The organism is Streptococcus mitis (genome assembly GCF_023109105.1).
GTDB lineage: Bacteria > Bacillota > Bacilli > Lactobacillales > Streptococcaceae > Streptococcus > Streptococcus mitis_BW.
In genome coordinates this window covers 64,065-90,757 of record NZ_JALDTZ010000003.1, presented here as the reverse complement: position 1 = coordinate 90,757, position 26,693 = coordinate 64,065, and the positions used below count along the sequence as shown (strand labels likewise).

Below are 26,693 nucleotides of genomic sequence, written 5' to 3'. Positions count from 1 at the left end.
TAACGAGTGGCAGTGATTTTTCAGATATAAAATTACTCTACTTAGTATATGATTGAGTGCCTTTTCTGCTCACAATTACTAAATTAGCAACAAAAAATAATACAACATAAAAAGTTAAAACTAATAAATTGGTTGTGCTTCTAAAATTATTTTCTAAAATTATATTAACTGGTAAAATTACTGGAATCCAAAAAATATTAAGAAAAACTTTATTTGTTGCAAATAATATAAATAAACTTTCTACAACAGCTAAAAGTAAATTTCCACCTTTCGCAATAAACAATGTCAATAGCATGTGGAAATGATTTAGCAATATTAGTAATAACCAACTAACTATTCCTACGTAAAAATAATATGAAAAGTGTTCTAGCTCTATACCTACAACTACCCATAAAGGAATAGTGAGTAAAGATAACAGTAAATCTAACACAAAAAGTTTCGCTCCCCATATACTGGATATATTTCTCCCGCTCCTAATATTCTGATAATTATTAGCATTGATTTCTTGTTCAGATACTAATAAAGTGATTATCGTAGTTATCATACAATAGCCTAACATGGGTAAAAAGATAATATTTTCCAATACAATTGTGTTATTTACAGATAATATGTAAATTGGAATTGTCAATAGTTGTATAGTAGACAAAAACAAAATAATGTATAGTTGATACGAACCTTTAAGTTTAATCATTTCACTTTTTAGCAATTGAATCATTACTTAACCTCCAATTCAACATTAACAAGGAAACAATAAATAGCATCAATGATAGAAATACGGCAAATACTACCATTCTAACGTCTGTTACATGCTTTGTTAAATCTAAATCTCCTGACGGTTTTAAATATATAAGGTTATAAACAATTTTATAATGATATGTAAAAGGAAATAAGTACCAAAAACTACTTTGAGCAATAAAAGGTGCAACTAAAAAGCAAATCAAGGTGTTAATAGATACTAGGATATAGGGATTTATCCATTTTGAAAATAAATACAGAAGTGGCAATAACCATATGGATGTTATCGAGATAAGTACTAAACAAATTAAATCATCAATAATATTCAATGATATTAAGTCAGTATACAAAAAATTGCTCGTAAATAATAATATAGCTAAAAACCATACGTTAGAAATGAGCAAATCTTTTAATTTTAAAAGTATCTTTACGATATATATTTTTATAGTATCATTTCGAAAGTATATATTCTGAAAATTTCCTGCATCTTCTTCTGCTTTATAATCATATAAAAATAACAATCCAATAAGTGTGTACAAGAAGACGGCTTCCCACCAGTATATTGAAAAACTTTCCACTATACTAGGTCCAACAAGTAATACAGCTATTAAAATCGACAAGACAGGAGCTAATATCAAGAATTTTTTGGATGTATTTTTTCGCTGTTTTAACCATTCTGATTTAAATATTTTTATCATATTGCGTCACCTCCATGAACAATTCTAAAAAATAAAGATTCTAAATCATCACTTTGAACATTCGACCCGTCGTAAAAAATTTGACCATCATGTAAAATAACAATTTTATCTGCCACTTTACTAACTTCATACAGTTGATGGCTAGATAAAAGAATTGTCATTCCTGATTTCTTTAAAGAAATCATTAAATTCAATAATTCCTTTATACCATCTGGATCCAATCCATTGGTAGGTTCATCTAAAATGAGCAAATCTGGACTAGTAATTATTGCCATACCCAATCCCAAACGTTGTTTCATACCTAAAGAAAAACTCCCTGCTTTTTTCTTTCCCGTATTAGATAGTCCAATCAAGTTTAATACTTCATTAATTCGTTCGTCAGAAATGTCATATAACAATGCTCTTGTTTTTAAATTATCAAAAGCAGATAAGTTCATATAGATAGCAGGAGTTTCAATAAGCGCTCCAATCTCATATATGCCCGCATTTTTTTCTCCATAAAAAATAACCGTACCACTATCAGCGTTTTCAAGACCAAAAATAATCTTCATAATTGTTGATTTTCCTGCACCATTAATACCTAATAATCCACAAATACTTCCCTCTTTTATTTCAAAAGAAATATTTTTCAGTACTTCTCTATCCTTATATGATTTTCTAAGTTTTTGAACTTGTATATTCATAACTATAATTCCTCCTTTATTTATACTTGTATGTTACACTTTATTTTTCAAAATTTGTTCAGATTTTACAATTTTTAAAAATAAAAAATAGACAGTCCTCAGTTTAGAAAACCATCTATTTTTATACATAACTATTATATGGCAGCTATCTAATATATCCCTATAGAATTATTTTTTAATAAGCAACGTCACTTGAGCTCCACCTTTATCTGGATTTGATAAAAACAATTCTCCAAAATGTCTAGTTGCAACTTGTTTAGCAAATGCTAACCCTAAACCATAGTGCTTATTATTCCTACCTTTATTCTCAGTATAAAATAACTTATCTGCATTTAATAAGGACTGTTCAGTAAAAGGGAGACCATTATTCCACACTCCAAAATTAATATACTCTGTTTCCTCAATGATAGTAAGCGTAACTTTTTTTTCTCCAGAACTATATCTTGCTGCATTTGCTAAAATATTAATTAATGCCCTATTTAAATTAAAACGATTTCCCTTAAAAAACATTAATTTTGTAGTATTAATAATTTTGAAATCAACCTTTGCATTATTCATTACAGATTTCGCCTCTACTGACAGATCACTTAAAAAATCAGGTAAATATATCTGTTCCCCATAATCTTTATCTTCAATTAGTAATCTTGAATAATCAATCATTGAACTAAAGTATCTTTCAAAAATCACTATACTGTTATTCATTGACTGAGTATATTCCTTCTGTTGATCAGTCAGGTTAGTTAATTCAAGCAACTCTAAATTTCCCTTTAGTACTGTTAAAGGAGTTTTTACATCATGAGCTAATGCACCAACTTGAAAAGATAAATCTTCCTTCTCCCTTCTCTCTGATTTGAGTAAACTAGTTAACTCGTCGTCCTTTTGATATAATACAGAAAGAATTTCATCGAACTCTTGTATTTGAGCAGGAATGTTTTTATCTTTAAATGTTAATTGCCCCATGTTTAAAGCTTTTTTTTGTATAAGGAGAAAATTTTTTGAAAATTCTTTTATTAATCTTGTCAGTGACCAAATGAGTAAAATTGTTTCGACAACAAAGAAAAATAAATAAGAAAATAGATTAAATGAAATGTGACGCAAATTTGGATTAACAAACTCAGGTATCATGGGTTGCCTGACAGTAAGTACAATCTCTGAATTACCGTAATATCCATAATACACTACCTCATTACTTACAGATTCATTTTTAGCAAAAACTTCTCGATAGGCAGGCAAATCCCTTTTTTGATAATTTCCCTCTTCAATTGTACCTGTCTTGCGATTAAATATAACATAGTCAAATATAGAATTATTCATTGCTTTAACTACATCACTTAAATTGCTGGTATCACTCACTGAAATTTCAATTTTAGATCCGTATGCATTTAATTGTCCAGTAAAAACAAGTAAATAAGTAAAAATAAAAAATAAAAGTATACTCAGCAACGTACCTGTTACTAGTTCTAAAACAGTCCTTATTATGCGTCCTCTAATTGTACGCTTTTTCTTATTCATGCCACTTGTATCCCATACCTCTAACTGTTTTTATAGGATTAATTCCATACGATGAGAATTTTAATCTTATTTGATAAATATACTCAGATATTGAATGAAAGAGGGTTTCAGCATCATCATCATAAACATTTTCATATATATCTTGTATAGTAAAAACTTTTCTTGGATTTCTAGATAATAGCTCTATGATATCATATTCTCTACTTGTAAAAGCAAGACTATCTCCATTAATACAAATAATTTTTTCTTGTAAATAAATCGTTATTGGAGATAATTCTCGAACAACTTGATTACTAAATTCACCTTGTTTGTATCGTTCTTCTCGTTTGAGATTTGCAGCAACTTTGGCAATTAATTGATTGATGCTGAAAGGTTTTGTAATATAGTCATCTCCTCCTAAATTCAACCCTGATACTATATCGTCTTCTGTATCTTTTGCACTAACAAAAATAATAGGAGAGCTTACTTTATTTCTAATCTGCTTACAAATTTGCATACCATCTATATTAGGCATCATTACATCTAATAAAATCAAATCAAATCCTTTGAAATTGTTAATATTGATTGGTACGTTCACTTCTTGATACGTCGTTACTTGATAGTTTTTCATCTCTAAAATGGTTCGCATCAGTTTCAAAATTTCAAAATCGTCATCTACAACTAATATCTTATACATTCTATCACCTCAAAATATTTTAGAGAACTACCTGCAAAGTTCCACATTTTTGACCAAGAATAGTCTCAATACATCAATTTGTAATGTTCTTTATTTTTAAAATTAAATTTTTATAAATTAGTACAAATCTATTTTACACTATTTTGAACAAAATTCGTAATATTTAATAATCTAATTTGAGTGCCATCAATGTCATTACTTACCCAGCAATTATCATACAATAATTTAATCACTTCATCCGGTCGATCTTTCAAATGATATTTCTCAATAATTAGTCCAAGTGCTGCTGAAACCTTTGGTGTTGAAATGGATGTCCCATAAGCATAAGTATATTTCCCTTCAAGTGTCGGTACTATGACCCATTCTTTTTCAAATGCTTTATCATTTACCCACTGTTCATATCCAACTCTTGCTAGTTCATGACTTCCTCCTCCTGTTGCATATATATCTATTATATTATTTCCTTTATTTGAAAAACTAGATACAGAATCATTATCATTTACTGACCCTACTGTTACAACATTGTCTAATCCCGCAGGAATATCCATAACTTTCCCATCTATATGTGAATAGTCCTTCCCCTTAAGTTCTCCAAGATAATGTTTTAATGATTCTTGATTATTTAAATCTAGCCCCTCATCACCTACTGAAGCAACAATTATTGAACCTTGACTATACGCATAATTGATTGCTCTCTGATAAATGTTGATTAATGCTGTTTGGTCATCTTCTATAGTTGAGTTTTTTAGCAAGTATTCACCCAAACTAAGATTAATAATATCAACATCATCTTTCGCAGCTTGAATAATTGCCTTTAATATCCACTGATCTTGTGCATTTCCCTTATCAAATACTCGATACATTCTAACTTTCATTCCAGGAGCAATACCTAAATAATCACCACTTGATGAAATCTGCCCAACCACTGATGTTCCATGACCTGTTTTATCTAATATATTTTGATCATCAATTAAGCCCGTTTCCAAATCCGCCGTAAAGTTCTTGACAGAAATAATATTTGAAGATACTTCTGGGTTATCGTAAGTAACACCTGAGTCTATTACACCAATAGTAGCTTCCCCAGTAGATTTATGACTAAACTTTCTACCTGTACCAATACTTTTTTGCATATCCCACTGATAATCCCAGAAATCAGTTTTATTATTTGTAATTACACCTTCTCCATAGAGATAAGTAACATTAGGTTTTACAGTCAACATACCATCAACAACTATCTCTTTTATTGAATCATTATTTTCTTTTTTTATCTCCTCTTTACTTTTTTCAGTAGAAACAGTAATAAGATTTATTTCAGGAATAGTATCGATAACTTGCATCCCCTGTTTAATAAATTTTTGTTGGATAGTACTAACTGTTTCTGTCTCTTTTAGTAGTATATTATATTTAGAAGCTGATCCAGTAGTCGCTTGAACCCCATGGACTGTAAAAAATAATGAAAATAATACTCCAACTGATAATAAGAACTTTCTGTTCATATAATCCTCCTTAATGTTTTTATTTTAGATTATATCAGAGAAAATTCAGATTTTGTTCAGAGAAAAATCATCTTTACACAACTAATGAAATTCAAATTTAAGAAAGAGTCAATTTCTAATATTTTTCACGTCCTAAAAAAACGGAACAAATTTCGAACTTGTTCAGATTATTTTTTTATCCTTTCCTTCACTTATATCCTGCCCAGTCTGCTAAAACAAGTATAACTAAATTAAAGATGATAAAGAAAGTAGTAAAATCAAATAAGGCATTTTGTGCCAAAGCTTCCGTATAAAATACAGTCTCTATAAAGAGAAGATAAAATCCATATACACCTATAAAAACATTCACACAGGCTAGCTCTATCAAGAATAGTCCACTTACTAGGACTAAGAACCATTTTTTATAGATGATTTAGAAAGTTTACTTACCAGATAAGGATATTATTTTGAAAAGAATTATTTGCTCTTTCCAAGAGGTATTTATCTTATAAAAACTAATCAAATAGAGCTAGGTAAAAAGAATATTCTAAAGCTATGAGAATATTTAAGGAATATAATGATAGTGACACAATAAATAAATTAAACCAGAGATTTAAGCTTGATCTAACAATTTAATTGTTAAATGATATCGTTTAGAGATATAATTCCTAAAAAATTAGACAAATAATTTATCTATAAGATTTGGTTCTGCATTTCAATGAGCTAAGTCTTTTTTTAATACATTTGTCATTATATAGGCTTTTGTTGATTATTTTTTGTTTTTATTCAGAGGAATAGTAACGATTCTTCCCTTTTTTAACGCTCTCTGTTCCATAACGATCAATTCACCTTGTCACATACCTTAGCCAGAAATATCCATACCAAATCTTTTTGAAAACTCATTAAAGCTTTGTTCTTGTTTTCTTAATTTATAGAACTAAACCTTAACCTCATTTGTCAATTCCATAATAAAAATAAGGACATTCCAATAAAGGAAGTCCTTTTTAACACTACTATAAATCAAAGACATTTTCATTATCCATTTTATTCTATAATCATTGACCAAAATATAATTTTTGGTCAAAATTTGGTCAAAATTTGGTCAAAAAAACAAAAAATACTAATTTATTTTTAAAAATGAATTTGTGATGATTGCCTTTAAATAAACATTTTGAATTTTCTTTGTCTTTCTTTACATTACTAAAAATGCCGATTGCAGGGATTGAACCTGTGACCTAGGCTTTACGAGTGCCTTGCTCTACCAACTGAGCTAAATCGGCGATTACACTTATAGTATAGCACTCTGAGAATAGATGTCAAGAAATTTTCATCTCTATTAGAAAAAGCCTGTCCTGAGACAAGGCTTTGATATTCTATTATTTACGAACCCGCACTTTCGTAGGCATCTAAGCCCCTATCCCAAAGTTTAAGGGAAATAACAAAGAAAACAAGGGAAATAAACATCAAACCTCCGATGTTAAAGATTACATCCTTGTCCTGCAAGAAATAGCTGGCAGGATAGTAGGCCGTAAAGGCAAAAGGCACGATAAAGCTGATCAACCAACGAAGAAGCGAATTGTAAATGGAAATTGGGTACTTGGCAAAGTCATTAAACATATAAAAAATGTAAATCATGGCGCCTGACTGTTTGGTCCAAAAAGCGATACTAGCTGTCGCAATTTTTAAAGAAGTATAAATCAAGGTCGCAAAAGGAATACAGACTAGGAAAAGCAAGAATTTTGGAAGAGTCCAAGCAATGCTTGATACTGTTGTCGCTAGTAAGATTCCACCGACCAAGAGTTCTCCCAAGGCATCAATCTGAAAGGTCTCGACTAGGATGTGGAAGAGGGGATTGATAGGACGCGTCAGGTACTTATCAAATTCTCCTTTTCGCACCAAGCGCTGTCCCAGAGCCCAAAGATTGTCAAAAAAGAGATGGTCCAATCCCTTGGGAATCAAGGAAAAACCATAGATAAAGGCTATCTCTTGAAAGGTCCATCCTTCTAAGGATGGGATATGTTGAAAGATGACATTGAGAAACAAGAGGTTCAGACCTTGAGTCAGAAAGACTCCCAAGACACCAACCACAAAATCGACCTTGTATTCCATAATTTGTTTGATGTACTGTCTGATAAAAATCAGATGCATGCGTTGATATTTTTTCATACTAACCTCCTTGAATGGTGATAAAGGACTGGACTCGTTTCCAAATCAACTGAGACAAGCCCACCATCACTAAGAGCCAGAAAAACTGCAAAGCGAGCGCCTGAAGAATCTGACTGGCATCGTATTTCCCAACAATGATCATAACCGGAGTGTAGATCAAGGATGAGAAAGGCAAGAAGGACAGAATATCTGAAACGATTTTCTGAAAGAAAGCCAAGGGAATTAAACTTCCAGACATAAAGGCCACTATTGAAGTCTTGAGGAGATTGGATCCCCATAAATTTTTAAATACAAAGGCTGAAAATCCAAAGCAGATATTAAAGAAAAAGTTAATCAGATAAGCCAGAGTTAAGCTAAAGAGATAAAGGACAGTTAATCCCAGCACTTCTACAATACCTTGCCCAGATAAGATTTTCATCAAAACAATGACACTTAAAAATGGCAGTCCAACAGAGATAAAAATCAACCACTTGGAGCCAAGTTCGGTGAAAAGATAGGAGGCTGCAAAATGTACTGGTCTCAACAAGCGCATGATAATGGAACCATCCTTGACCTCCTCCCCAATCATAAAGGAGCTATCCGACCTAGTCAGAAGATTGGTCACAAAACTCATAATGATGTAGAGGGTGATATCTGCCATACTGAAGCCCTGAATCAAGGACTCCTGTGAGGAATCAAAGACAGCCTTCCAGAGATAAAAAGCCACAAAAGCCCCCATAACATCCCCAATCCGATAAAGAATAAAGTTGACTCGATAGGTAATCAACTCCTGAACACCTGCATTGATAAAGGGTTTATAACGTCTCCACAATTTGAGCATCTTAGAGCTCCTTTCGGTAGAAGCGACGGATAATATCCTCGATATCCGTATCCACCATCTTCAAATCGCGGATTTCAAAATCAGACAGGGTTTGCTTGATAATATCAGCCGACTGGTAGCGGGAACTATCGAATTCAATGTTGAGACTATTCCCTTGTCTATCAATTGTCATATCCGAAAAGCCTTCATAGTGAGAGACGAGATGACTTTGACCTGGTAGCAGTTCAAAAGAAAGAGTCTTCATCTTGCCAAAGGTTTCCTTGAGTTGGCTAACCGTTCCATCAAAAATCTCTTGCCCCTTATCAATCATAAAAATCCGATCACATAGTTGCTCAATATCACTTAAGTCATGGGTGGTCAAGAGAATGGTCGTCTCTTCCTCCTGATTGATCTGAGTAATAGCCCGACGAATATTATCCTTGACCGAAACGTCCAAACCAATGGTAGGCTCATCTAAAAAGAGAACCTTGGGATTGTGGAGCAAGGAAGCTGCAATGTCCGCCCGCATCCGTTGTCCCAGTGAAAGAGTTCGTACGGGATCCTTGATAAAGTCCTTCAAATCCAAGACTTCATTCAAAAAATCCATGCGCTTATGAAAGAGCGAGTCTGGCACATCGTAAATCTCCTTCAAGACCGTGTAGGTCTCTTGCAGAGCCAAATCCCACCATAGCTGGGTGCGTTGTCCAAAGACTACACCAATATCCTTGACATAATCTTGGCGATTGTCCTGGGGAATCTTGCCATTAATCCGACAAAAACCAGATGTCGGTTTTAAAATCCCTGTCAGCATTTTGATGGTGGTTGACTTCCCAGCACCATTTGCCCCAATAAATCCTAAAATCTGCCCTTTTGGAACTTCAAAAGTCAAATCCTTGACCGCTTCAAAGGTCTGCTTTTCAGGATGAATAAAGGAACGTAAAGCCCCCTTCAAGCCCGGTTCCTTAACAGTCTTCACAAAATTTTTCTGAAGATGTTCCACTTCTATCATTGCCATATCTATCTCCCTAGCGTAAGGAATAGCAACATTGTATTTTTGATTACAAATATTCTAAATCCTTACTTTCTAAATCTGCTACATTTTATCTTTACAGAAGGCTTTATACCAACCTATTATAATCCAATAAAAAACAGAATGCAAGCGTTTGCCTAAAGTTTATAAATTTGAAAATTTTCTCTTAAAATAATACTTTTAATCAAAATTTCTGGTTTCATCGTTTCCTTAAAACACCAATAAAACCTGCCCAGAAGGACAGGTTTATTGTTAAGAAAAAGAATTTTTTTAATCGAAAAACTCACGATTCTACTGTTAATCCTTCAGCATTTAATTATTGCCATCAGTCTAAAATGTTTTCTAACCCCTCAATTACTCTTTAAAAAATCTTCAATGCGAGAAACAACCTCATGATTTTGATAATGATAAAGGTCGTGTGGTATATCCATATAGATGACTTTCACATTAGACTGTCCACTAGCAAATTTCTCTGCGTAGCGTTGCCATTCTGATTGACCAAAACTAGTTCCTTGACCGTTAGACACCAGTAGTAAGGTGGGAATTTTCGGATTAATGTTTGAGGGAACTTTCTTGGCATTTTCATTTACCGTTTGGGATTCATGAAGCATGGCTTGTGACATCAACTGCTTATAAGCTAGAAGTTTATATTTTTTTCGTTCACTTTCGTTCAGAGTTGGATTTTTTATATAAAAAGACTCAGGGAAGTAGCGTAATAAGCCAATCTTGCTAGTCCAATAGGCCACAGTAATCAAGGCTTGATTGTCCTTTAAATTCTCATAACTAGCTGGCAGTGCCCAATCTAACCCAACCAAAGTTTTCACTTCATCAGGATATTTTTCCTGCCAAGCTAAGCTCTCAAGACTAGCCATGGAATGAGACAAAATGATAAAAGGACCTTTGACATTTACTTGTGAAAGAGCTTGACGCGTCTCAGACAAAATCTCCATCACATCTCTTGAATGATTGCTATCATCACTATAACCATATCCAGCTCTCTCGACTACGACAATTTTATAGTTTTTTGATAGGGAATCTGTTAAATTCTTAAAGTCCAAGATCGGAGAGGCAATTCCAGCACCTGAGAGAACTACTATAGTCTCTGGACCATCCCCTTCAACGTAAACATTCATTTTGTGCCCATTGACAAGAACTGTTTTCCCCATAGGATTTAGGGAGGCTCGCTCCTTCTCTAGACTAATACGGTGAAAGATAAATGTTGCCCCTAAAAACAAAAGAATGAAACTAAGAAACCCAAGACTCCATTTTTTCAGTTTTTTCATAGCATTATTGTACAAAAATTAGACTCTTTTAGCAAATTTAGATTATTCTTCTTCAGTATATTCTCTAAAACTCCAGACACAAAAAACCCACCCAATGGGTAGGTTTCTGTTTTGTATGGTTAAGCTAGATTAAGCTTTACCTTCTGAACCGAATACGTCGATACGTTCTTCAACTGATGCTTGGATAGCTTTTACACCGTCAGCCAAGAATTTACGTGGGTCGAAGAGTTTCTTCTTGTCGTATTCTGCTTCGTTTGCTTCGTAGTCACGAGCAAATTTACGAGTTGCGTTAGCGAATGCGATTTGGCATTCAGTGTTAACGTTAACTTTAGCAACACCAAGTTTGATAGCTGCTTGGATTTGCTCATCAGGAATACCTGATCCACCGTGCAATACGATTGGGAATCCTGGAAGAGCTTCTGTCAATTTTTGCAAGTGGTCAAGGTCAAGACCTTCCCAGTTTGCAGGGTAAGGACCGTGGATGTTACCGATACCAGCTGCCAAGAAGTCGATACCAGTTGCAACCATTGCTTTAGCGTCTTCGATTGGAGCCAATTCACCTTTACCGATGATTCCGTCTTCTTCACCACCGATAGTGCCAACTTCAGCTTCTACTGAGATACCTTTAGCGTGTGCTTTTTCAACAACGTCTTTAGCCAATTTAAGGTTTTCTTCAACTGGAAGGTGTGAACCGTCAAACATGATTGAAGTGTAACCAACTTCGATACACTCAAGTGCATCTTCGTAGTGACCGTGGTCAAGGTGGATAGCTACTGGTACAGTGATACCCATTGATTCTACAAGGTTAGCGATCAAGTTGCGAGCAACTTTGTAACCACCCATGTATTTAGCAGCACCCATAGAAGTTTGGATCAAAACTGGAGCTTTTTTAGCTTCTGCTGCGCGCAAGATTGCTTGAGTCCACTCAAGGTTGTTTGTGTTAAATCCACCAACTGCATAACCGTTGTCACGAGCTGCTTGGACAAATTTTTCTGCTGAAACGATTGCCATTTTATCAGGCCTCCTGTATATTTTTATGGGACATCCCATTTACATTGTTCATTTTATCACTTTTTCACAAAAAAAGCTAGTTTTTCCCGTGGTTTCGATTGAATTTCTTCTATTTTCAGATATGTAAACCTTTTCTCTCCCTAGTCTTGGGTGACTTTTGGAAAAGCTATAAAGAAGGTCAAACGATTCTCCTCCATCTCGAAACGATAAGCTAATTTTTCATGTTCTAATAGACTCTTAACCACAAAGAGTCCCATACCAGACCCCTTGGCCTTGCGACTAGCATTATCAGAAAAAGATTGGGCTAGTTTTTCTTGTTCTTCAGGACTACAGCTATTTTCTATAAAAAGTTCCCCTTCTCTTTCTCCAATTCGAACCAAACCACCTGGAACAGAGTGCTTGATAGCATTACTGATGAGGTTAGACAGAATCAACTTCATGACAGATGGGTTTAGATAAGCCTGCTGATGAGTCAAACTATTGTCTATCTGGAGATCTCTTTCCTTGGCTAGCAGGACATAATCCTTAACCAGACTTTGCGTCATCTGGAGTAAGTCAATTTGTTCCCTATCATCTCGTAATTCCTGTACAGACGAGAGAGAAAGTATCTGGAGAACGTGGTGATTGAGCTCATCCACAATCCCCAAGGCAACTCCCAGATAGTGGTCTCTATCCTTATAACGACCGACATTTTCTTTCATGTTTTCGATCAGGATTTTCAAACTAGCCAGAGGTGTTTTCAGTTCATGCGAAGCACCTCGTAAAAACTCAACCTTCATTTTTTCCAGCTGGAGAATGGCTTCATTCTTGTCATGCAAGTCCGCAATGACAGTCAAAAGATGCTGGTAGAGGCTATTGATTTGTTCCTTGAGATCACCAATCTCATCCTTAGAATCCACGCGCAAACGCACTTGGGCATCCAAATCCATCATCCGACGGGTCACTCGCTTGATTTCCAAAATCGGAGCGACAATGGTCCGAGCATAGATGTAGGCCACCAAGAGGGAAATCAGAAAGGAAGCCAGCAGGGTATAGGGTAGAAACTGGAGACTGATCTGCTCTGCTTCCTTTTGCAAATCCATGGAAGCTAAAAATTGCAGGGTCATAGTGCCACCGTCTTGCGTTTTCACCTCGCGCTCTTCGATAAAGAGAGAGGTGGTCTGGCGATCTGTATCCAGAGGAAGGCTGTCCTTGACTTCTAACTTGTCCTCGGTCATCTCGCCCTTGACCGCTCCCTTGATATCACTAGTCTGGGAATACAAGTCTAACACTTGCTCGATGCTCTGCCTATCCTTACCTTCTAGGGATTGGGCAATGGCTGTCGCTTTCTGGCCAATGGTTTCCTGACGATGGCTCAGATAAGTTGACGGAAAGAGAAAATAAATGGCTAAATGAAGACAGACGACCAGAACACTAAAAATTGAGAAGGTATAGATAAATATCTTTGTAAATAAACCTGTTCGTTTCATTTTCGCTCCAATTTATAACCAACATTGCGCACAGTGAGGATGCAATCCAAGTCTAACTTTTTTCGCAATTCCTTGATATAAACATCAATGACACGGTCAAAAGGCACCTCATCTGTCACCTTCCAGACAGCATCAATAATCTGAGATCGAGTCAAGGCCCTTCCTTCATTTTTCACCAAATAATCAAGAATTTCCAACTCTTTAGCATTGATGGCTACTTCCTCTCCTGCTAGGCTTGCACTGTAGCTCTCAAAATCCACCTTGGCATCCTTATAAGAGAAGATTCGTCCCGTATCGTAATAGCGCTTGAAAATCGCGTCTACCCTCACTTTTAAGAGGGAGAGGGAGAAGGGTTTTTCCAGATAGCCATCTGCCAGAGAGGCAAAGGCACTCATCTTATATTCTTCATCCTGAAAGGCTGTCAACATCAAGACCGGAACTTGGCTACTTTTACGGATTTCTGACAAAACCTCTAAACCATTGAGTTTCGGCATTTGAATATCTAAGAGAACCAAGTCTACTTGATGATTGGAAAATTGCTCTAGCGCTTCTTCTCCATCTGCAGCCTCAATGGTTTCATAACCACAATCCGTCAAATAATCACTGACCCCCTCACGGATCATCTCTTCATCTTCTACAATTAAAATTTTCATAGAAAAATTTTTCACATTCCTTTAAATTTCTTATAAGTCATCTCAGTTTCACCCTAAAAGGTAGAGACCTTATCAAGATGAAATAGATAAAAATGCTACCTATATTATACCCCATTTAGGGGAGAATAGGTAGCAAGTTTGTTATTCGCTATCGAGCAAGAGCTCTTTTGGTTGTTTTCTAAGGAGATTGCTTGAAGCAAGCACCATAACGAGAACCACTAGAACCAAGGCAAGGACAAAGACGATGATAAAGTCTGATGTCTGAATGGAAATATCTAGGCTCGACAAGGTCTTGCTAAAGCCATCTACTTCTGCACCACCACCAAGGTTAGAGGCTTGAGCAGCCTTGCTGGCTTGCTTGGCAACACCTGAAGTGACATTGGCAAGAACAGTATTTCCGATTGCACGCGCTGTGTAAGTAGCTAAGAAGTAAGCAGAAACAAGAGCAGGAATGGCAATCAAGATGGATTCAGTGATGAATTGACCCAAGATACTTGTCTGCTTGAGTCCGATAGAGAGGAGAATTCCCACTTCCTTGCGACGGGCATTGATCCAAAGGCTAAGCAAGAGGGCAAGGAGAAGAACTGAGAAGCTCAAGCTACCCCAGAAGAGGAGGTTAGCCATCTTGTACATACCAGAGATGGATTGCTCAAGAGCTGGGTAGTTAGAGGAGCTCTTAACCAGTGTGTAGCTCTTCCAGTTGATACCGCTGATACCATTCAACTCTTTCATGACGTCATCCAAGTTTTTATCGGCTGTTACAAAGAAGGTTGCATCTCCATAAATAGCAGTTTCTTCTGTGTAACCATATAGTTTAGCAGCTGTATGGATGTCTGTGATAGCTGTGTTTTCGTAAAGCTCTTGTGAGTAGGTTACTGCTGACTTATTGTGACCATCAAAGAGTCCCTTGATGGTCACTTCGACTGTTTCCTTGGCACCTTTTTCATTGTCTGCGTCGTAGACATTGGAGTCCAGTTTGACCTTATCTCCGACTTTCCAACCGTGTTTGGCTGCCAAGTCCTTGTGCATGAGGATCTTGTCTTTGTCATCGTTGGTTAGGTGCTCACCTTCGACCAGCTTATAAGAACCAGAGACAAACTTGTCTTCTTTAGAGGAATCATTGACACCTGTAATCATCAAGCTACTTCCAAAATGTTTAGCACGATCAGGTGTTAGATTCTTCTTGGTTTCTGGCGTTTCGATGAGTTCATATCCAGTCAAATCTCCGATAGCGTTGATACGTTTAACATAAGACTCGATGGCCTTGTTTTCGGTGATTTTTTTGATGTCCTCACCCTTAATATTCCCAGCACCACGTGGTGTTCCTTGATTGACGCGACGATTGATTTGCATAGAAAAGCTGTTGGTGATATTTTTAAAGGTCTCCTGAGAAGCCTTGGCAGTAGCTCCCTTGATCGATAAGCCGACCAAACTCAAGCTCGCCATGAGGAGAATAATCAGGAAGATGACAATCGATTTGAAAAACTTCCTTGTAACATAGGCAAATGCATTGTGTAACATAGGTTCCCTTTCTAGATTTGATTTTATAATTCTATCAAAACAAGTTCATATTATTTCATATTATTTCGTAGTATTGCGAGTTTCAGTCAATTTCTTGTCCTTCAACTCAAGTGTAATATCTGACGCTTGTGCTACTTCTTTGCTGTGAGTTACGACGATAACACATTTACCTGTTTTCTGGGCAAGTGATTTGAGCAGTTCGACAATATCTCCAGCAGTTTTAGGGTCCAGATTTCCTGTTGGCTCATCTGCTAGAATAGCTGGAGCTTCTGAGACCAAACTACGAGCAATGGCAACACGTTGTTGTTGACCGCCTGATAACTGGAGAACATTCCGCTTAATCTGACTTTCATCCAAACCAAGCTCAAGCAGTGTATCCTTGCTTGCCTTTTTGTTGACCAAGCGGATATTTTCCAGTGGAGAAAGATAATCTATCAAGTTATAATTTTGAAAGACCAGGGAAATATGGTGCATGCGATGATAAGAATAGCCCTTCTTACGAATATCTTCTCCTTGGAAAAGGATAGAACCTTCAACAGGACTATCTAGACCAGCAAGTAGGGACAAGAGAGTGGATTTTCCTGCTCCTGACTCCCCAATAATACTGTAAAATTTCCCAGGTTCAAAATGATAATTGATCTGATATAAAACTGCCTCAGCAGTGTTCTTATAACGGTAGGTAACATCTTGTAATTGTAATAAAGTCATGATTTCTCCTTCTTATACTCAATGAAAATCAAAGATTAAACTAGGAAGCTAGCTGCAGGTTGCTCAAAGCACAGCTTTGAGGTTGCAGATAAAGCTGACGCGGTTTGAAGAGATTTTCGAAGAGTATTAACTAATAGATGATAAAATTTCCTTAGGTGATTTTCTAAATAAGAATAGGAAACAAAGTGCTACTAACAAGCAACTAATCAATAACAGAAAGACATAGGATTCTGCAAAAGATAGGATGCTGGTTGATAAACCACTTGCTTTGACTAGTGTGTCTTGTAAGGCTGTCTGATCTCCATTTGCTAATAGAGTTTGGAGTAGGTAAGTTGTGATAGTATTTCCTGCAACAAATGCTGGAAGCAAAGCACCGAGAGATACCAAAACTACCTCTAAACAGAACTGTAAGAAAATTGAACTCTTGCCTTTTCCAAGTGCCAGTAAAATTCCCACCTCGTAGACCCGTTCTCTCAACCAGAGAGACAAGACCAAAATTAAAGCTCCTGCTCCTGCTATCAACATCCCATAAAGGAAAATGGTCAAAAAGGTTTGGAAGGTTGCAACTGAGTCTTTGATTTGTTCAAAAGCCTTGTTTTCCTTCTCGACTTGGTAGCCTTGATTTTCCAAGGATAAGTTTTCCACCTGCTTCATAAGTCCATCCATTTCCTTAGGATTTTCTACATAAAAGCGAGCTGCACTGACTAGAGGTTCACCATTACCCAAAAGAGTTTGACTGCTTTCATAGTCTGTAAAGACTTGGTTTTCACTGAAGTCAGAAGACAAGCCTGTGAATTTCTCTTGTTTTTTACCAGAAAAGATGCCGACAATCTCAAACTCTACTGTTTGCCCGTTTCCAGCTTCGAACTGTCCAACATCCAAGCCAATCTTGTCATGAAGCGAAAGACCATTCTTCTTAGCCAACTCTTCGTGTATGAGGATTTTCTTGGAATCCCCTTTTTGAAGGTGTCGCCCTTCTTTTAGGTTGAAGGCCGAACTGGTAAAGGTCACATCCTTAGATGAATCTTCAAGAGCCGTTAAGCTAACTAAGTTCTTGTCCGCAGCTGACAAATCATCACGCTCCACGCTCTGCTCTCCACTCACCGCTTCCTTGTCTTTTAATTTTGCGACCGTCTCGAGTTCAGGAGAGACAGTTTCCAGTCCCTTAATCTTGCTTACAGATGCTAGATCTGACAACTTGAAAGTCTGACCATTTTCTATCCTCTTAATAGAAAAAGATGTGTTGAGTGATTTGTAAAGATTGGTTTCCACTGTTTTGTTGGACTTCATCAGAGTCAAACATGCTGAAATTCCGCCCAATAGGACAAATAAAATCAGAAATAAAATAAAACTTCTCAGTCGTTTTCTGCTGACATAAGCCCAAGCTCTTTGGATTGGATTCATTTGTCACCTCCATATTTGTAAGACTATTATAAAATCCAAATATGAAATGTTTATGAAATACAAAAAAAGAGCAAAAATTTTTTGCTCTACTTGAATTAGATGAAAAAAAGAGCTAGCCTAAGCTAACTCTTATCCTATGCGGAGAGAGGGACTTGAACCCTCACGACCTAAAGCGGTCACAGGATCCTTAGTCCTGCGCGTCTGCCAATTCCGCCATCCCCGCGTCGATTACTTTACTAGTATATCAACTTTTGGGATGCTTGTCAACACTTTTTTTCAAATTTTTTTCATTTCATCAACCAAATTACTCTGAAATTTCATTTAGATTTTCATCTACCAACTTAGCTCCAAGTGTATTTTTGAAATGACCTAGGGCAAATTGATGATTTTCAGGCCAGATGGAAGCAACAGCTGGTTTAACAATCTCAATGTCATACCCTAGATTATAGGCGTCTATAGCTGTATGCAGGACACAGATATCCGTCAAGACCCCTGTTAAGATAACTGTAGAAATTCGACGCTCTCTCAAACGAATATCCAAGTCTGTCCCTGAAAATGCTGAGTAATGGCGTTTATCCATCCAAAAGACACGACTGTCTGAACCATGCTCTTGATAAAAGGTCCCCAAATCTCCGTATAAATTGCGTCCACTAGTCCCAATCAAATTATGAGGAGGAAATAGCTTGCTTTCTGGATGGAAACAATCGTTCTCTTCATGAGCATCGATGGTAAAGAAGATGTAATCTCCGCGTTCAAAAGCTAGTCGAGTCACCTTGCCAATGGCATCTGAAATTGCCTGAGCTGGAGCGCCTGCTGTCAATTTTCCACTATCTGCAACAAAATCTTCTGTATAATCAATCGAAATTAAAGCCTTTGCCATTAGTAATCTCTTTTCTTCACTTCTTCAAAAATATCTGAAATCAAGACCTTAAGATAGGTTCCCTTCATTCCAAGTGAGCGACTTTCAATAATCCCTGCAGACTCAAGTTTACGAAGGGCATTGACAATCACAGAACGGGTGATTCCAATACGGTCTGCAATCACTGACGCAGTTAACTGCCCTTCATTTCCATTTAATTCCCCTAAAATGGCTGAAACAGCACGGAGTTCGGAGTAAGAAAGGGTATTGACCGCCATGGTAACAGCAGTACGGCGACGGATATTTTTCTCATCTTCTTCACGCTGGAAGTTGAGGAGTTGAATCCCAACAACGGTACTGGCAATCTCAACAAGGATCAAATCCTCATCTTCGAATTTTTTATCATTGCGCCAAATAATCAAAGAGCCAAGGCGAATCCCTGATACATGAATCGGTGCAATAGTCGTTAAACCATCTGGAAAGTCGGCACGACTTTCCACAGGGAAAATACTCAAATCATGATCAACTGTCAGATTGGCTTCTGTATCGTATATCATGTTCGCACCTTGAATGTAGTCATCCGGAAAAATCTTAGTTTGGAAGAACTGCTCTACACGATCTGTATTGGTTTTATAACGCATAAAATAGCCAAGGAGACGTCCCTTGCTATTGACGATACAAGCGTTACAATCAATAATATCTGCCAGTTGACGCGTAATCGCATTGTAGGGGAGTTCTTCCTGCAACTGCTCCTCTGAACGCTTCAGGATAGAAGTAATTTTTCTAGTCTTTTCTAATAAATGTGCCATTTTTCACCTCGAATTTAATCGCTCTCATTATATCATAAACAGCTTGAATTTTCAATTATTATCTGAAAATTGCTTATTTAATTGCAATTTGAAAAAACAAGAATATTTTTAATTAAATTTCTTATTTTCTATTGACAAGCTCCCTATTTTTGTGTATTATAATATTACAAGAAGATAATATATCTATTTTATTTATACTCAATGAAAATCAAAGAGCAAACTAGGAAGCTAGCTGCAGGCTGTACTTGAGTACGGCAAGGCGAAGCTGACGCGGTTTGAATTTGATTTTCGAAGAGTATTATCTTTCTTTTCCATTCGGTCTCCTTATATAAAAAAGCGATTCATTTTGAACCGCTTTTTCTTATTTATCGCCCTTGTTACGAATAACAAAGCCTGTTTGCTTTTCACTTGAAGTAGTGCGTGGTTTTTTATTATCCTTACGGTAACGTTTTTCCTTATCAAAACGATCATTGCCACGACTTCCTTTTTTGAAATCATCACGGCGACCATTGCCACGGCGATCACGGTCTCGACGGTCGTCCCCACGACGGCCTCCACGACCTCCCTTAGCTTTACCACCGAAGCCATTACCTGATGGTTTAAATGGTAGTGGTTTTTCACGCGCAATCTCCACTTCTGGAAGGCTATCTGGATCTTGAACAGTCAGACTCAAGATATACATTGCCAATTCTTCTGGAGTAAATTCGGCAGCTAGCTTACGAGCATCCTTGCCAAATTTCTCAAAGTTGGCACGAATGGTTTCATCTGCAAAATCACGTTCGATTTTCTTGAGAGCTACCTGTTTTTTAGCTTGGAAGGCTTCTTCTGCACTTGCAGGTTTGAGACCTTTCATGCGTTTCTTGGTCAAGTTTTCAATAATTTGAAGGTAGCCCATTTCATTAGGTGATACGAAAGTAATAGATTGACCTGACTTACCAGCACGACCTGTACGACCGATACGGTGAACATAACTTTCAGGATCTTGTGGAATATCGTAGTTATAGACATGGGTCACACCTGAAATATCCAAACCACGCGCTGCCACGTCTGTCGCAACCAAAACATCAAGATTACCATTTTTGAAGTCACGAAGGACACGAAGACGTTTGTTTTGGTCTAGGTCGCCATGAATTCCTTCTGCACGGAAACCACGGATTTTAAGACCACGAGTCAATTCATCCACACGGCGTTTTGTACGACCAAATACGATAGCAAGTTCTGGTTGTTCCACATCCATGAGACGAGTCATGGTGTCAAATTTTTCTTGTTCCTTAACTCGGATATAGTACTGGTCTACCAGTTCTGTTGTCAATTCCTTGGCAGCAATCTTGACATGCTCAGGTTCTTTCATAAACTGAACACCGATACGTTTAATAGCATCTGGCATAGTTGCTGAGAAGAGCAAAGTTTGACGGTTTTCAGGAACACGAGAAATGATAGCTTCGATATCTTCAAGGAAGCCCATGTTGAGCATTTCATCCGCTTCGTCAAGGATGAGAGTTTCAATATCTTGTAATTTCAAGGCTTTGCGTTTAATCAAGTCCAAGAGGCGACCTGGAGTTCCCACCACGATATGGGCACCCGATTTAAGAGCCTTAATTTGTTTTTCAATACTTGAACCGCCATATACTGAGCGGACTTTGACTCCCTTACTACGACCAAAGCGGAAGAGTTCCTCTTGACTTTGGACAGCAAGTTCACGAGTTGGAGCGATGACCAAGGCTTGGATAGTCGCTTCTTCTGTACGGATTTTTTCAAGGGTTGGCAAGCCAAAGGCAGCAGTTTTTCCTGTACCAGTCTGAGCTTGACCAATAACGTCCTTGCCTTCTAGAGCCAAGGGAATAGTTTGTTCTTGGATAGGACTGGCTTCTACAAAACCAGCTTTTTCAATCTCTGCTAGCAAATCAGCAGACAAGTTTAATTCATTAAATTTCACGTTATTCTTCTTTCTAAAGGTGGTGCGAAGCCACCCTATAGGGCTTAGTTTATACTTTTCTTTTTATGACGTATTTTCATATACTGGATATAAAATCGTGTTGCTTCTTTTCCACAAAAGAAAAGTACTGTTTTCTTTGCAACCTATCTAGTATAACACAAGACAAACTTAAAAGATAGCATTATCCGAAAATAAAGTCATGTAAACGATTTTTTGAGAAAATGAGGCTGAAATTTCAACTATTTTATAAACTTTTTTAAAGCGTAGCAGAATTGTGCAAAAGTTTTTTTCTTGTGCTAGAATGAAAGTCGAAAAGGAGGAACTCTAAATGTTAACTTATGATTTAATCGTTATCGGATTTGGTAAAGCTGGTAAAACACTAGCTGGTAAATTGGCTTCAGCTGGCAAAAAAGTTGCCCTCGTTGAACGTAGTAAAGCTATGTACGGTGGAACTTGTATCAACATTGGTTGTATCCCAACTAAAACTTTGCTAGTTGCTGCTGAGAAAGACTTGTCTTTTGAAGAAGTGATTGCTACCAAAAACACGATTACTGGTCGCCTAAACGGTAAAAACTATGCGACTGTTGCTGGTACAGGCGTAGATATCTTTGATGCGGAAGCTCACTTCCTTTCAAATAAAGTCATCGAAATCCAAGCTGGTGATGAAAAGAAAGAACTGACCGCTGAAACAATCGTCATCAACACTGGTGCTGTTTCAAACGTCTTGCCAATCCCTGGACTTGCTACAAGCAAAAACGTCTTTGACTCAACAGGTATCCAAAACTTGGACAAATTGCCTGAAAAACTTGGAGTTCTTGGTGGAGGAAATATCGGTCTTGAATTTGCTGGTCTTTACAACAAACTTGGAAGCAAGGTTACAGTTCTAGATGCCTTGGATACTTTCCTACCTCGTGCAGAACCTTCCATCGCAGCTCTTGCTAAGCAATACATGGAAGAAGACGGTATTGAATTACTTCAAAATATCCGCACTACTGAAATCAAAAACGATGGTGACCAAGTGCTCCTCGTAACTGAAAACGAAACTTACCGTTTCGACGCCCTTCTCTACTCAACTGGACGCAAACCAAATGTAGAACCACTTCAACTTGAAAATACAGATATTGAACTAACTGAACGTGGTGCTATTAAAGTAGACAAACATTGTCAAACAAACGTTCCTGGTGTCTTTGCAGTTGGAGATGTCAACGGTGGCCCTCAATTTACTTACATTTCACTTGACGACTTCCGTGTTGTTTACAGCTACCTTGCTGGAGATGGCAGCTATACACTTGAAGACCGTCTCAATGTACCAAACACCATGTTTATCACACCTGCACTTTCACAAGTTGGTTTGACTGAAAGCCAAGCAGCTGATTTGAAACTTCCATACGCAGTGAAGGAAATCCCTGTTGCAGCAATGCCTCGCGGTCACGTAAACGGAGACCTTCGAGGAGCTTTCAAAGCTGTTGTTAATACTGAAACAAAAGAAATTCTTGGAGCAAGCATCTTCTCAGAAGGTTCTCAAGAAATCATCAACATCATTACTGTTGCTATGGACAACAAGATTCCTTACACTTACTTCACAAAACAAATCTTCACTCACCCAACCTTGGCTGAGAACTTGAATGACTTGTTTGCGATTTAAGTTGAGATTTAATCGTATCGAACAGCCCTCTGAGGGCTGTTTTCATTTCTGCGAAATCTCATACTCTTCGAAAATCAAATTCAAACTACGTCAGCTTCACCTTGCCGTACTCAAGTACAGCCTGCGGCTAGCTTCCTAGTTTGCTCTTTGATTTTCATTGAGTATCAAATCTGTCTTTTCCCTCTTTTATGATATAATAGAAACATGAAATTAAAAACTACTTTAGGCCTTCTTACTGGGCGTTCTTCCCACTTCATTTTAAGCCGTCTTGGCCGTGGAAGTACGCTCCCAGGAAAACTTGCCCTTCAATTTGATGAAGATATTTTACAAAACCTAGCTAAAAACTACGAGATTGTCGTGGTCACTGGAACCAACGGAAAAACCCTGACAACTGCCCTCACTGTCGGCATTTTAAAAGAGGTTTATGGTCAAGTTCTGACCAACCCAAGCGGTGCTAACATGATTACAGGGATTGCGACAACCTTCTTAACAGCCAAATCTTCTAAAACTGGGAAAAATATTGCCGTCCTAGAAATCGACGAAGCCAGTCTATCTCGTATCTGTGACTATATCCAGCCAAGCTTATTTGTTATCACTAATATCTTCCGTGACCAGATGGACCGCTATGGTGAGATTTACACAACTTACAAGATGATTTTGGATGCTATTCATAAGGTACCTACGGCTACTGTTCTCCTCAATGGTGACAGTCCACTTTTCTACAAGCCAGCTATTCCAAATCCTGTACAGTATTTTGGTTTTGACTTGGAGAAAGGCCCAGCCCAGCTGGCTCACTACAATACCGAAGGAATCCTCTGTCCTGACTGCCAAGGCATCCTCAAATATGAGCACAATACTTATGCAAACTTGGGTGCCTATATCTGTGAAGGCTGTGGATGTAAACGTCCTGATTTGGACTATCGTTTGACAAAACTGGTTGAGTTGACCAACAATCGCTCTCGCTTTGTCATTGACGGACAAGAATACAGTATTCAAATCGGTGGTCTCTATAATATCTACAACGCCCTAGCTGCAGTTGCCATTGCCCGTTTCCTCGGTGCAGATTCACAACTCATCAAACAGGGATTTGATAAGAGCCGTGCTGTCTTTGGACGTCAAGAAACCTTCCATATCGGGGACAAGGAATGTACCCTCGTCTTGATTAAAAATCCAGTCGGTGCGACCCAAGCTATAGAAATGATCAAACTAGCACCTTATCCATTTAGCCTATCTGTCCTCCTCAATGCCAACTATGCAGACGGAATTGACACTAGCTGGATCTGGGACGCTGATTTTGAACAAATCACTGATATGGACATCCCTGAAATCAACGCTGGCGGTGTTCGCCATTCTGAAATCGCACGTCGTCTACGAGTAACTGGCTATCCAGCTGATAAAATTACTGAAACAAGTAGTCTGGAACAAGTTCTTAAGACCATTGAAAATCAAGACTGCAAGCATGCTTATATTCTGGCTACCTATACTGCTATGCTTGAATTCCGCGAACTACTGGCTAGTCGTCAGATTGTTAGAAAGGAGATGAACTAATGGTTTATACTTCACTTTCCTCAAAAGCTGGCAATTACCCTTATCAGCTCAACATTGCCCACCTCTATGGAAACCTCATGAATACCTACGGGGACAATGGAAATATCCTCATGCTCAAGTATGTGGCTGAAAAACTAGGGGCCCATGTGACGGTTGACATCGTCTCACTTCATGATGATTTTGATGAAAACCACTATGACATCGCCTTTTTCGGTGGTGGTCAAGACTTTGAACAAAGTATTATTGCAGACGACCTACCTGCCAAAAAAGAAAGCATTGACAACTACATCCAAAACGACGGTGTGGTTCTGGCTATCTGCGGTGGTTTCCAACTATTGGGGCAATATTATGTCGAAGCTTCAGGGAGACGTATCGAAGGACTAGGGGTCATGGGCCACTACACCCTCAATCAGACCAACAACCGTTTTATCGGGGACATCAAGATTCACAATGAAGATTTCAATGAAACCTACTATGGATTTGAAAACCACCAAGGACGTACCTTCCTCTCAGATGACCAAAAACCACTAGGACAGGTTGTCTATGGAAATGGAAACAATGAAGAAAAAGTCGGCGAAGGGGTTCATTATAAGAATGTCTTTGGTTCCTACTTCCACGGACCTATCCTCTCTCGCAATGCCAATCTGGCCTATCGCCTAGTCACTACCGCCCTCAAGAAGAAATATGGTCAGGACATCCAACTCCCTGCCTATGAAGATATTCTCAGTCAAGAAATCGCTGAAGAATACAGCGACGTCAAAAGCAAAGCTGACTTTTCTTAAACCAAGAAAAACCATATCAAAGAACTCCGTTATCTTGTCGGAGTTTTTTTGTCTTTTCTTTTACCCTTCTCCCTTGCATTTTCTCTCATTTTTTGCCAAAATAGAGGGGTAGAAAGAAGGTAGCATATGTCTAAATTACAACAAATCGTAACATATCTTGAATCAGAAAAACTAGACGTCGCTGTCGTATCTGACCCCGTCACAATCAATTACCTCACTGGCTTTTACAGTGATCCCCATGAACGCCAAATGTTCCTTTTTGTCCTAGCAGATCAGGAACCCCTCCTATTTGTCCCTGCCCTTGAGGTTGAGCGTGCAAGCAGCACTGTTTCCTTCCCAGTTGTGGGCTATGTGGATTCTGAAAATCCATGGCAAAAAATGAAACATGCTCTTCCACAACTTGACTTCAAACGTGTCGCTGTTGAGTTTGACAATCTTATCTTGTCCAAATACCATGGCTTGAAGACAGTTTTTGAAACAGCCGAGTTTGAAAACCTCACTCCTCTCATCCAACGCATGCGCCTCCTCAAATCAGCTGACGAAGTGCAAAAAATGATGGTTGCAGGTCTCTATGCTGATAAGGCTGTTAAGGTTGGTTTTGACAATATTTCTCTTGATAAGACTGAGACAGATATCATCGCCCAAATTGACTTTGCTATGAAGCGTGAAGGCTATGAAATGAGCTTTGATACTATGGTCTTGACTGGTGATAATGCTGCAAATCCACACGGTATTCCAGCAGCTAACAAGGTTGAAAATGATGCTCTTCTACTCTTTGACCTTGGTGTCCTCGTCAACGGCTATGCTTCAGATATGACTCGTACAGTCGCTGTTGGTAAACCAGACCAATTCAAGAAAGACATTTATAACTTGACTCTTGAAGCCCAACAAGCTGCTCTTAACTTTATCAAGCCAGGAGTGACTGCCCATGAAGTGGACCGCGCTGCCCGTGAGGTTATCGAAAAAGCTGGTTACGGCGAGTACTTCAACCACCGTCTCGGTCATGGTATCGGTATGGATGTCCACGAATTCCCATCTATCATGGAAGGAAACGACATGGTCATCGAAGAAGGCATGTGCTTCTCTGTTGAACCAGGTATCTATATCCCTGGTAAAGTCGGTGTTCGTATCGAAGACTGCGGTGTTGTTACCAAAGATGGCTTTGACCTCTTTACAAGCACCAGCAAAGATTTACTTTATTTTGATTAAAATTATTTAAAAATCTTCCCACAATAAAACGCATAGTATCAAGCTTTCAACACTTGATACTATGCGTTTTTCATATTTGAAA

The 26,693-nt window shown here is 37.8% G+C and carries 24 protein-coding genes and 2 tRNA genes; 4 read left to right on the top strand and 22 right to left on the bottom strand.

Going from position 1 to position 26,693, the window contains the following annotated elements; translation table 11 throughout:
* Window positions 1-37 precede the first annotated feature (37 nt).
* The 22 genes from M1F37_RS03115 to M1F37_RS03010 all read right to left on the bottom strand — a co-directional run bounded on the left by M1F37_RS03115 (window position 38) and on the right by M1F37_RS03010 (window position 21,427).
* Window positions 38-715, bottom strand: a complete 678-nt coding sequence (locus tag M1F37_RS03115) for an ABC transporter permease (protein WP_247934678.1) — start codon at window positions 713-715, stop codon at window positions 38-40.
* Entirely contained in the window at window positions 693-1,433 is a 741-nt protein-coding gene (locus tag M1F37_RS03110; RefSeq protein ID WP_247934677.1) for a lantibiotic ABC transporter permease, read from the bottom strand. Before M1F37_RS03110 ends, M1F37_RS03115 begins: the two co-directional genes overlap by 23 nt.
* The gene (locus tag M1F37_RS03105) at window positions 1,430-2,116 is read right to left on the bottom strand and encodes an ABC transporter ATP-binding protein (RefSeq protein ID WP_247934676.1); all 687 of its coding nucleotides are present in this window, start codon (window positions 2,114-2,116) and stop codon (window positions 1,430-1,432) included. The genes M1F37_RS03110 and M1F37_RS03105 overlap by 4 nt, the downstream gene beginning before the upstream one ends.
* Window positions 2,117-2,284: 168 nt before the next feature.
* On the bottom strand, window positions 2,285-3,628 hold the full coding sequence (locus M1F37_RS03100) for a sensor histidine kinase (protein ID WP_247934675.1): 1,344 nt from the start codon (window positions 3,626-3,628) through the stop codon (window positions 2,285-2,287).
* Complete coding sequence (locus tag M1F37_RS03095; protein ID WP_247934674.1) at window positions 3,621-4,304, bottom strand: response regulator transcription factor; 684 nt, start codon at window positions 4,302-4,304, stop codon at window positions 3,621-3,623. The genes M1F37_RS03100 and M1F37_RS03095 overlap by 8 nt, the downstream gene beginning before the upstream one ends.
* A gap of 128 nt (window positions 4,305-4,432) precedes the next feature.
* The gene (locus M1F37_RS03090) at window positions 4,433-5,800 is read right to left on the bottom strand and encodes a S8 family peptidase (protein WP_247934673.1); all 1,368 of its coding nucleotides are present in this window, start codon (window positions 5,798-5,800) and stop codon (window positions 4,433-4,435) included.
* A 187-nt stretch (window positions 5,801-5,987) separates the two neighbouring features.
* Window positions 5,988-6,149, bottom strand: coding sequence for a DUF5966 family protein (locus tag M1F37_RS03085; protein ID WP_247934744.1), 162 nt, complete (start codon window positions 6,147-6,149; stop codon window positions 5,988-5,990).
* 837 nt (window positions 6,150-6,986) lie between these two features.
* Window positions 6,987-7,059 (bottom strand) — tRNA-Thr (locus M1F37_RS03080).
* A gap of 100 nt (window positions 7,060-7,159) precedes the next feature.
* Window positions 7,160-7,945, bottom strand: coding sequence for an ABC transporter permease (locus M1F37_RS03075; RefSeq protein WP_247934672.1), 786 nt, complete (start codon window positions 7,943-7,945; stop codon window positions 7,160-7,162).
* Between the two features lies 1 nt (window position 7,946).
* Window positions 7,947-8,765, bottom strand: coding sequence for an ABC transporter permease (locus tag M1F37_RS03070; protein ID WP_247934671.1), 819 nt, complete (start codon window positions 8,763-8,765; stop codon window positions 7,947-7,949).
* A 1-nt stretch (window position 8,766) separates the two neighbouring features.
* Complete coding sequence (locus tag M1F37_RS03065) at window positions 8,767-9,759, bottom strand: ABC transporter ATP-binding protein (protein ID WP_001240792.1); 993 nt, start codon at window positions 9,757-9,759, stop codon at window positions 8,767-8,769.
* A 365-nt stretch (window positions 9,760-10,124) separates the two neighbouring features.
* Entirely contained in the window at window positions 10,125-11,057 is a 933-nt protein-coding gene (locus M1F37_RS03060) for an alpha/beta fold hydrolase (RefSeq protein ID WP_247934670.1), read from the bottom strand.
* A 129-nt stretch (window positions 11,058-11,186) separates the two neighbouring features.
* On the bottom strand, window positions 11,187-12,068 hold the full coding sequence (locus tag M1F37_RS03055; RefSeq protein WP_033688381.1) for a class II fructose-bisphosphate aldolase: 882 nt from the start codon (window positions 12,066-12,068) through the stop codon (window positions 11,187-11,189).
* 140 nt (window positions 12,069-12,208) lie between these two features.
* Window positions 12,209-13,537, bottom strand: coding sequence for a sensor histidine kinase (gene vncS, locus M1F37_RS03050; RefSeq protein ID WP_247934669.1), 1,329 nt, complete (start codon window positions 13,535-13,537; stop codon window positions 12,209-12,211).
* Window positions 13,534-14,190 (bottom strand): response regulator transcription factor, encoded by a 657-nt coding sequence (gene vncR, locus M1F37_RS03045; protein ID WP_247934668.1) that lies wholly within the window; start codon window positions 14,188-14,190, stop codon window positions 13,534-13,536. Before vncR ends, vncS begins: the two co-directional genes overlap by 4 nt.
* Before the next feature lie 141 nt (window positions 14,191-14,331).
* Window positions 14,332-15,711, bottom strand: a complete 1,380-nt coding sequence (gene vex3 / locus M1F37_RS03040; RefSeq protein ID WP_247934667.1) for an ABC transporter permease — start codon at window positions 15,709-15,711, stop codon at window positions 14,332-14,334.
* 60 nt (window positions 15,712-15,771) lie between these two features.
* Window positions 15,772-16,419 carry an ABC transporter ATP-binding protein gene (vex2, locus tag M1F37_RS03035; protein WP_247934666.1) on the bottom strand — a complete coding sequence of 216 codons (648 nt, stop codon included), beginning with the start codon at window positions 16,417-16,419 and terminating at the stop codon, window positions 15,772-15,774.
* A gap of 126 nt (window positions 16,420-16,545) precedes the next feature.
* The gene (locus tag M1F37_RS03030) at window positions 16,546-17,823 is read right to left on the bottom strand and encodes an ABC transporter permease (RefSeq protein ID WP_247934665.1); all 1,278 of its coding nucleotides are present in this window, start codon (window positions 17,821-17,823) and stop codon (window positions 16,546-16,548) included.
* Window positions 17,824-17,960: 137 nt separating this feature from the next.
* Window positions 17,961-18,046, bottom strand: a tRNA-Leu gene (locus M1F37_RS03025).
* A gap of 81 nt (window positions 18,047-18,127) precedes the next feature.
* A complete protein-coding gene (locus tag M1F37_RS03020) occupies window positions 18,128-18,703 on the bottom strand; it encodes a cysteine hydrolase family protein (RefSeq protein ID WP_247934664.1) in 576 nt (191 codons plus the stop codon).
* Window positions 18,703-19,491 carry a GTP-sensing pleiotropic transcriptional regulator CodY gene (gene codY, locus M1F37_RS03015; protein ID WP_000940738.1) on the bottom strand — a complete coding sequence of 263 codons (789 nt, stop codon included), beginning with the start codon at window positions 19,489-19,491 and terminating at the stop codon, window positions 18,703-18,705. Before codY ends, M1F37_RS03020 begins: the two co-directional genes overlap by 1 nt.
* Before the next feature lie 361 nt (window positions 19,492-19,852).
* On the bottom strand, window positions 19,853-21,427 hold the full coding sequence (locus M1F37_RS03010) for a DEAD/DEAH box helicase (RefSeq protein ID WP_247934663.1): 1,575 nt from the start codon (window positions 21,425-21,427) through the stop codon (window positions 19,853-19,855).
* A 328-nt stretch (window positions 21,428-21,755) separates the two neighbouring features.
* Here M1F37_RS03010 and M1F37_RS03005 point away from each other — a divergent pair, with 328 nt between their 5' ends.
* The 4 genes from M1F37_RS03005 to M1F37_RS02990 all read left to right on the top strand — a co-directional run bounded on the left by M1F37_RS03005 (window position 21,756) and on the right by M1F37_RS02990 (window position 26,611).
* Complete coding sequence (locus M1F37_RS03005) at window positions 21,756-23,072, top strand: FAD-containing oxidoreductase (RefSeq protein ID WP_049535119.1); 1,317 nt, start codon at window positions 21,756-21,758, stop codon at window positions 23,070-23,072.
* A gap of 204 nt (window positions 23,073-23,276) precedes the next feature.
* Window positions 23,277-24,620 carry a lipid II isoglutaminyl synthase subunit MurT gene (gene murT, locus M1F37_RS03000; RefSeq protein ID WP_247934662.1) on the top strand — a complete coding sequence of 448 codons (1,344 nt, stop codon included), beginning with the start codon at window positions 23,277-23,279 and terminating at the stop codon, window positions 24,618-24,620.
* The gene (gene gatD, locus M1F37_RS02995) at window positions 24,620-25,402 is read left to right on the top strand and encodes a lipid II isoglutaminyl synthase subunit GatD (RefSeq protein ID WP_125386166.1); all 783 of its coding nucleotides are present in this window, start codon (window positions 24,620-24,622) and stop codon (window positions 25,400-25,402) included. Before murT ends, gatD begins: the two co-directional genes overlap by 1 nt.
* A gap of 126 nt (window positions 25,403-25,528) precedes the next feature.
* Window positions 25,529-26,611: a M24 family metallopeptidase gene (locus M1F37_RS02990; protein ID WP_247934661.1), complete on the top strand. Its 1,083-nt coding sequence runs from the start codon at window positions 25,529-25,531 to the stop codon at window positions 26,609-26,611.
* Window positions 26,612-26,693: the final 82 nt, after the last annotated feature.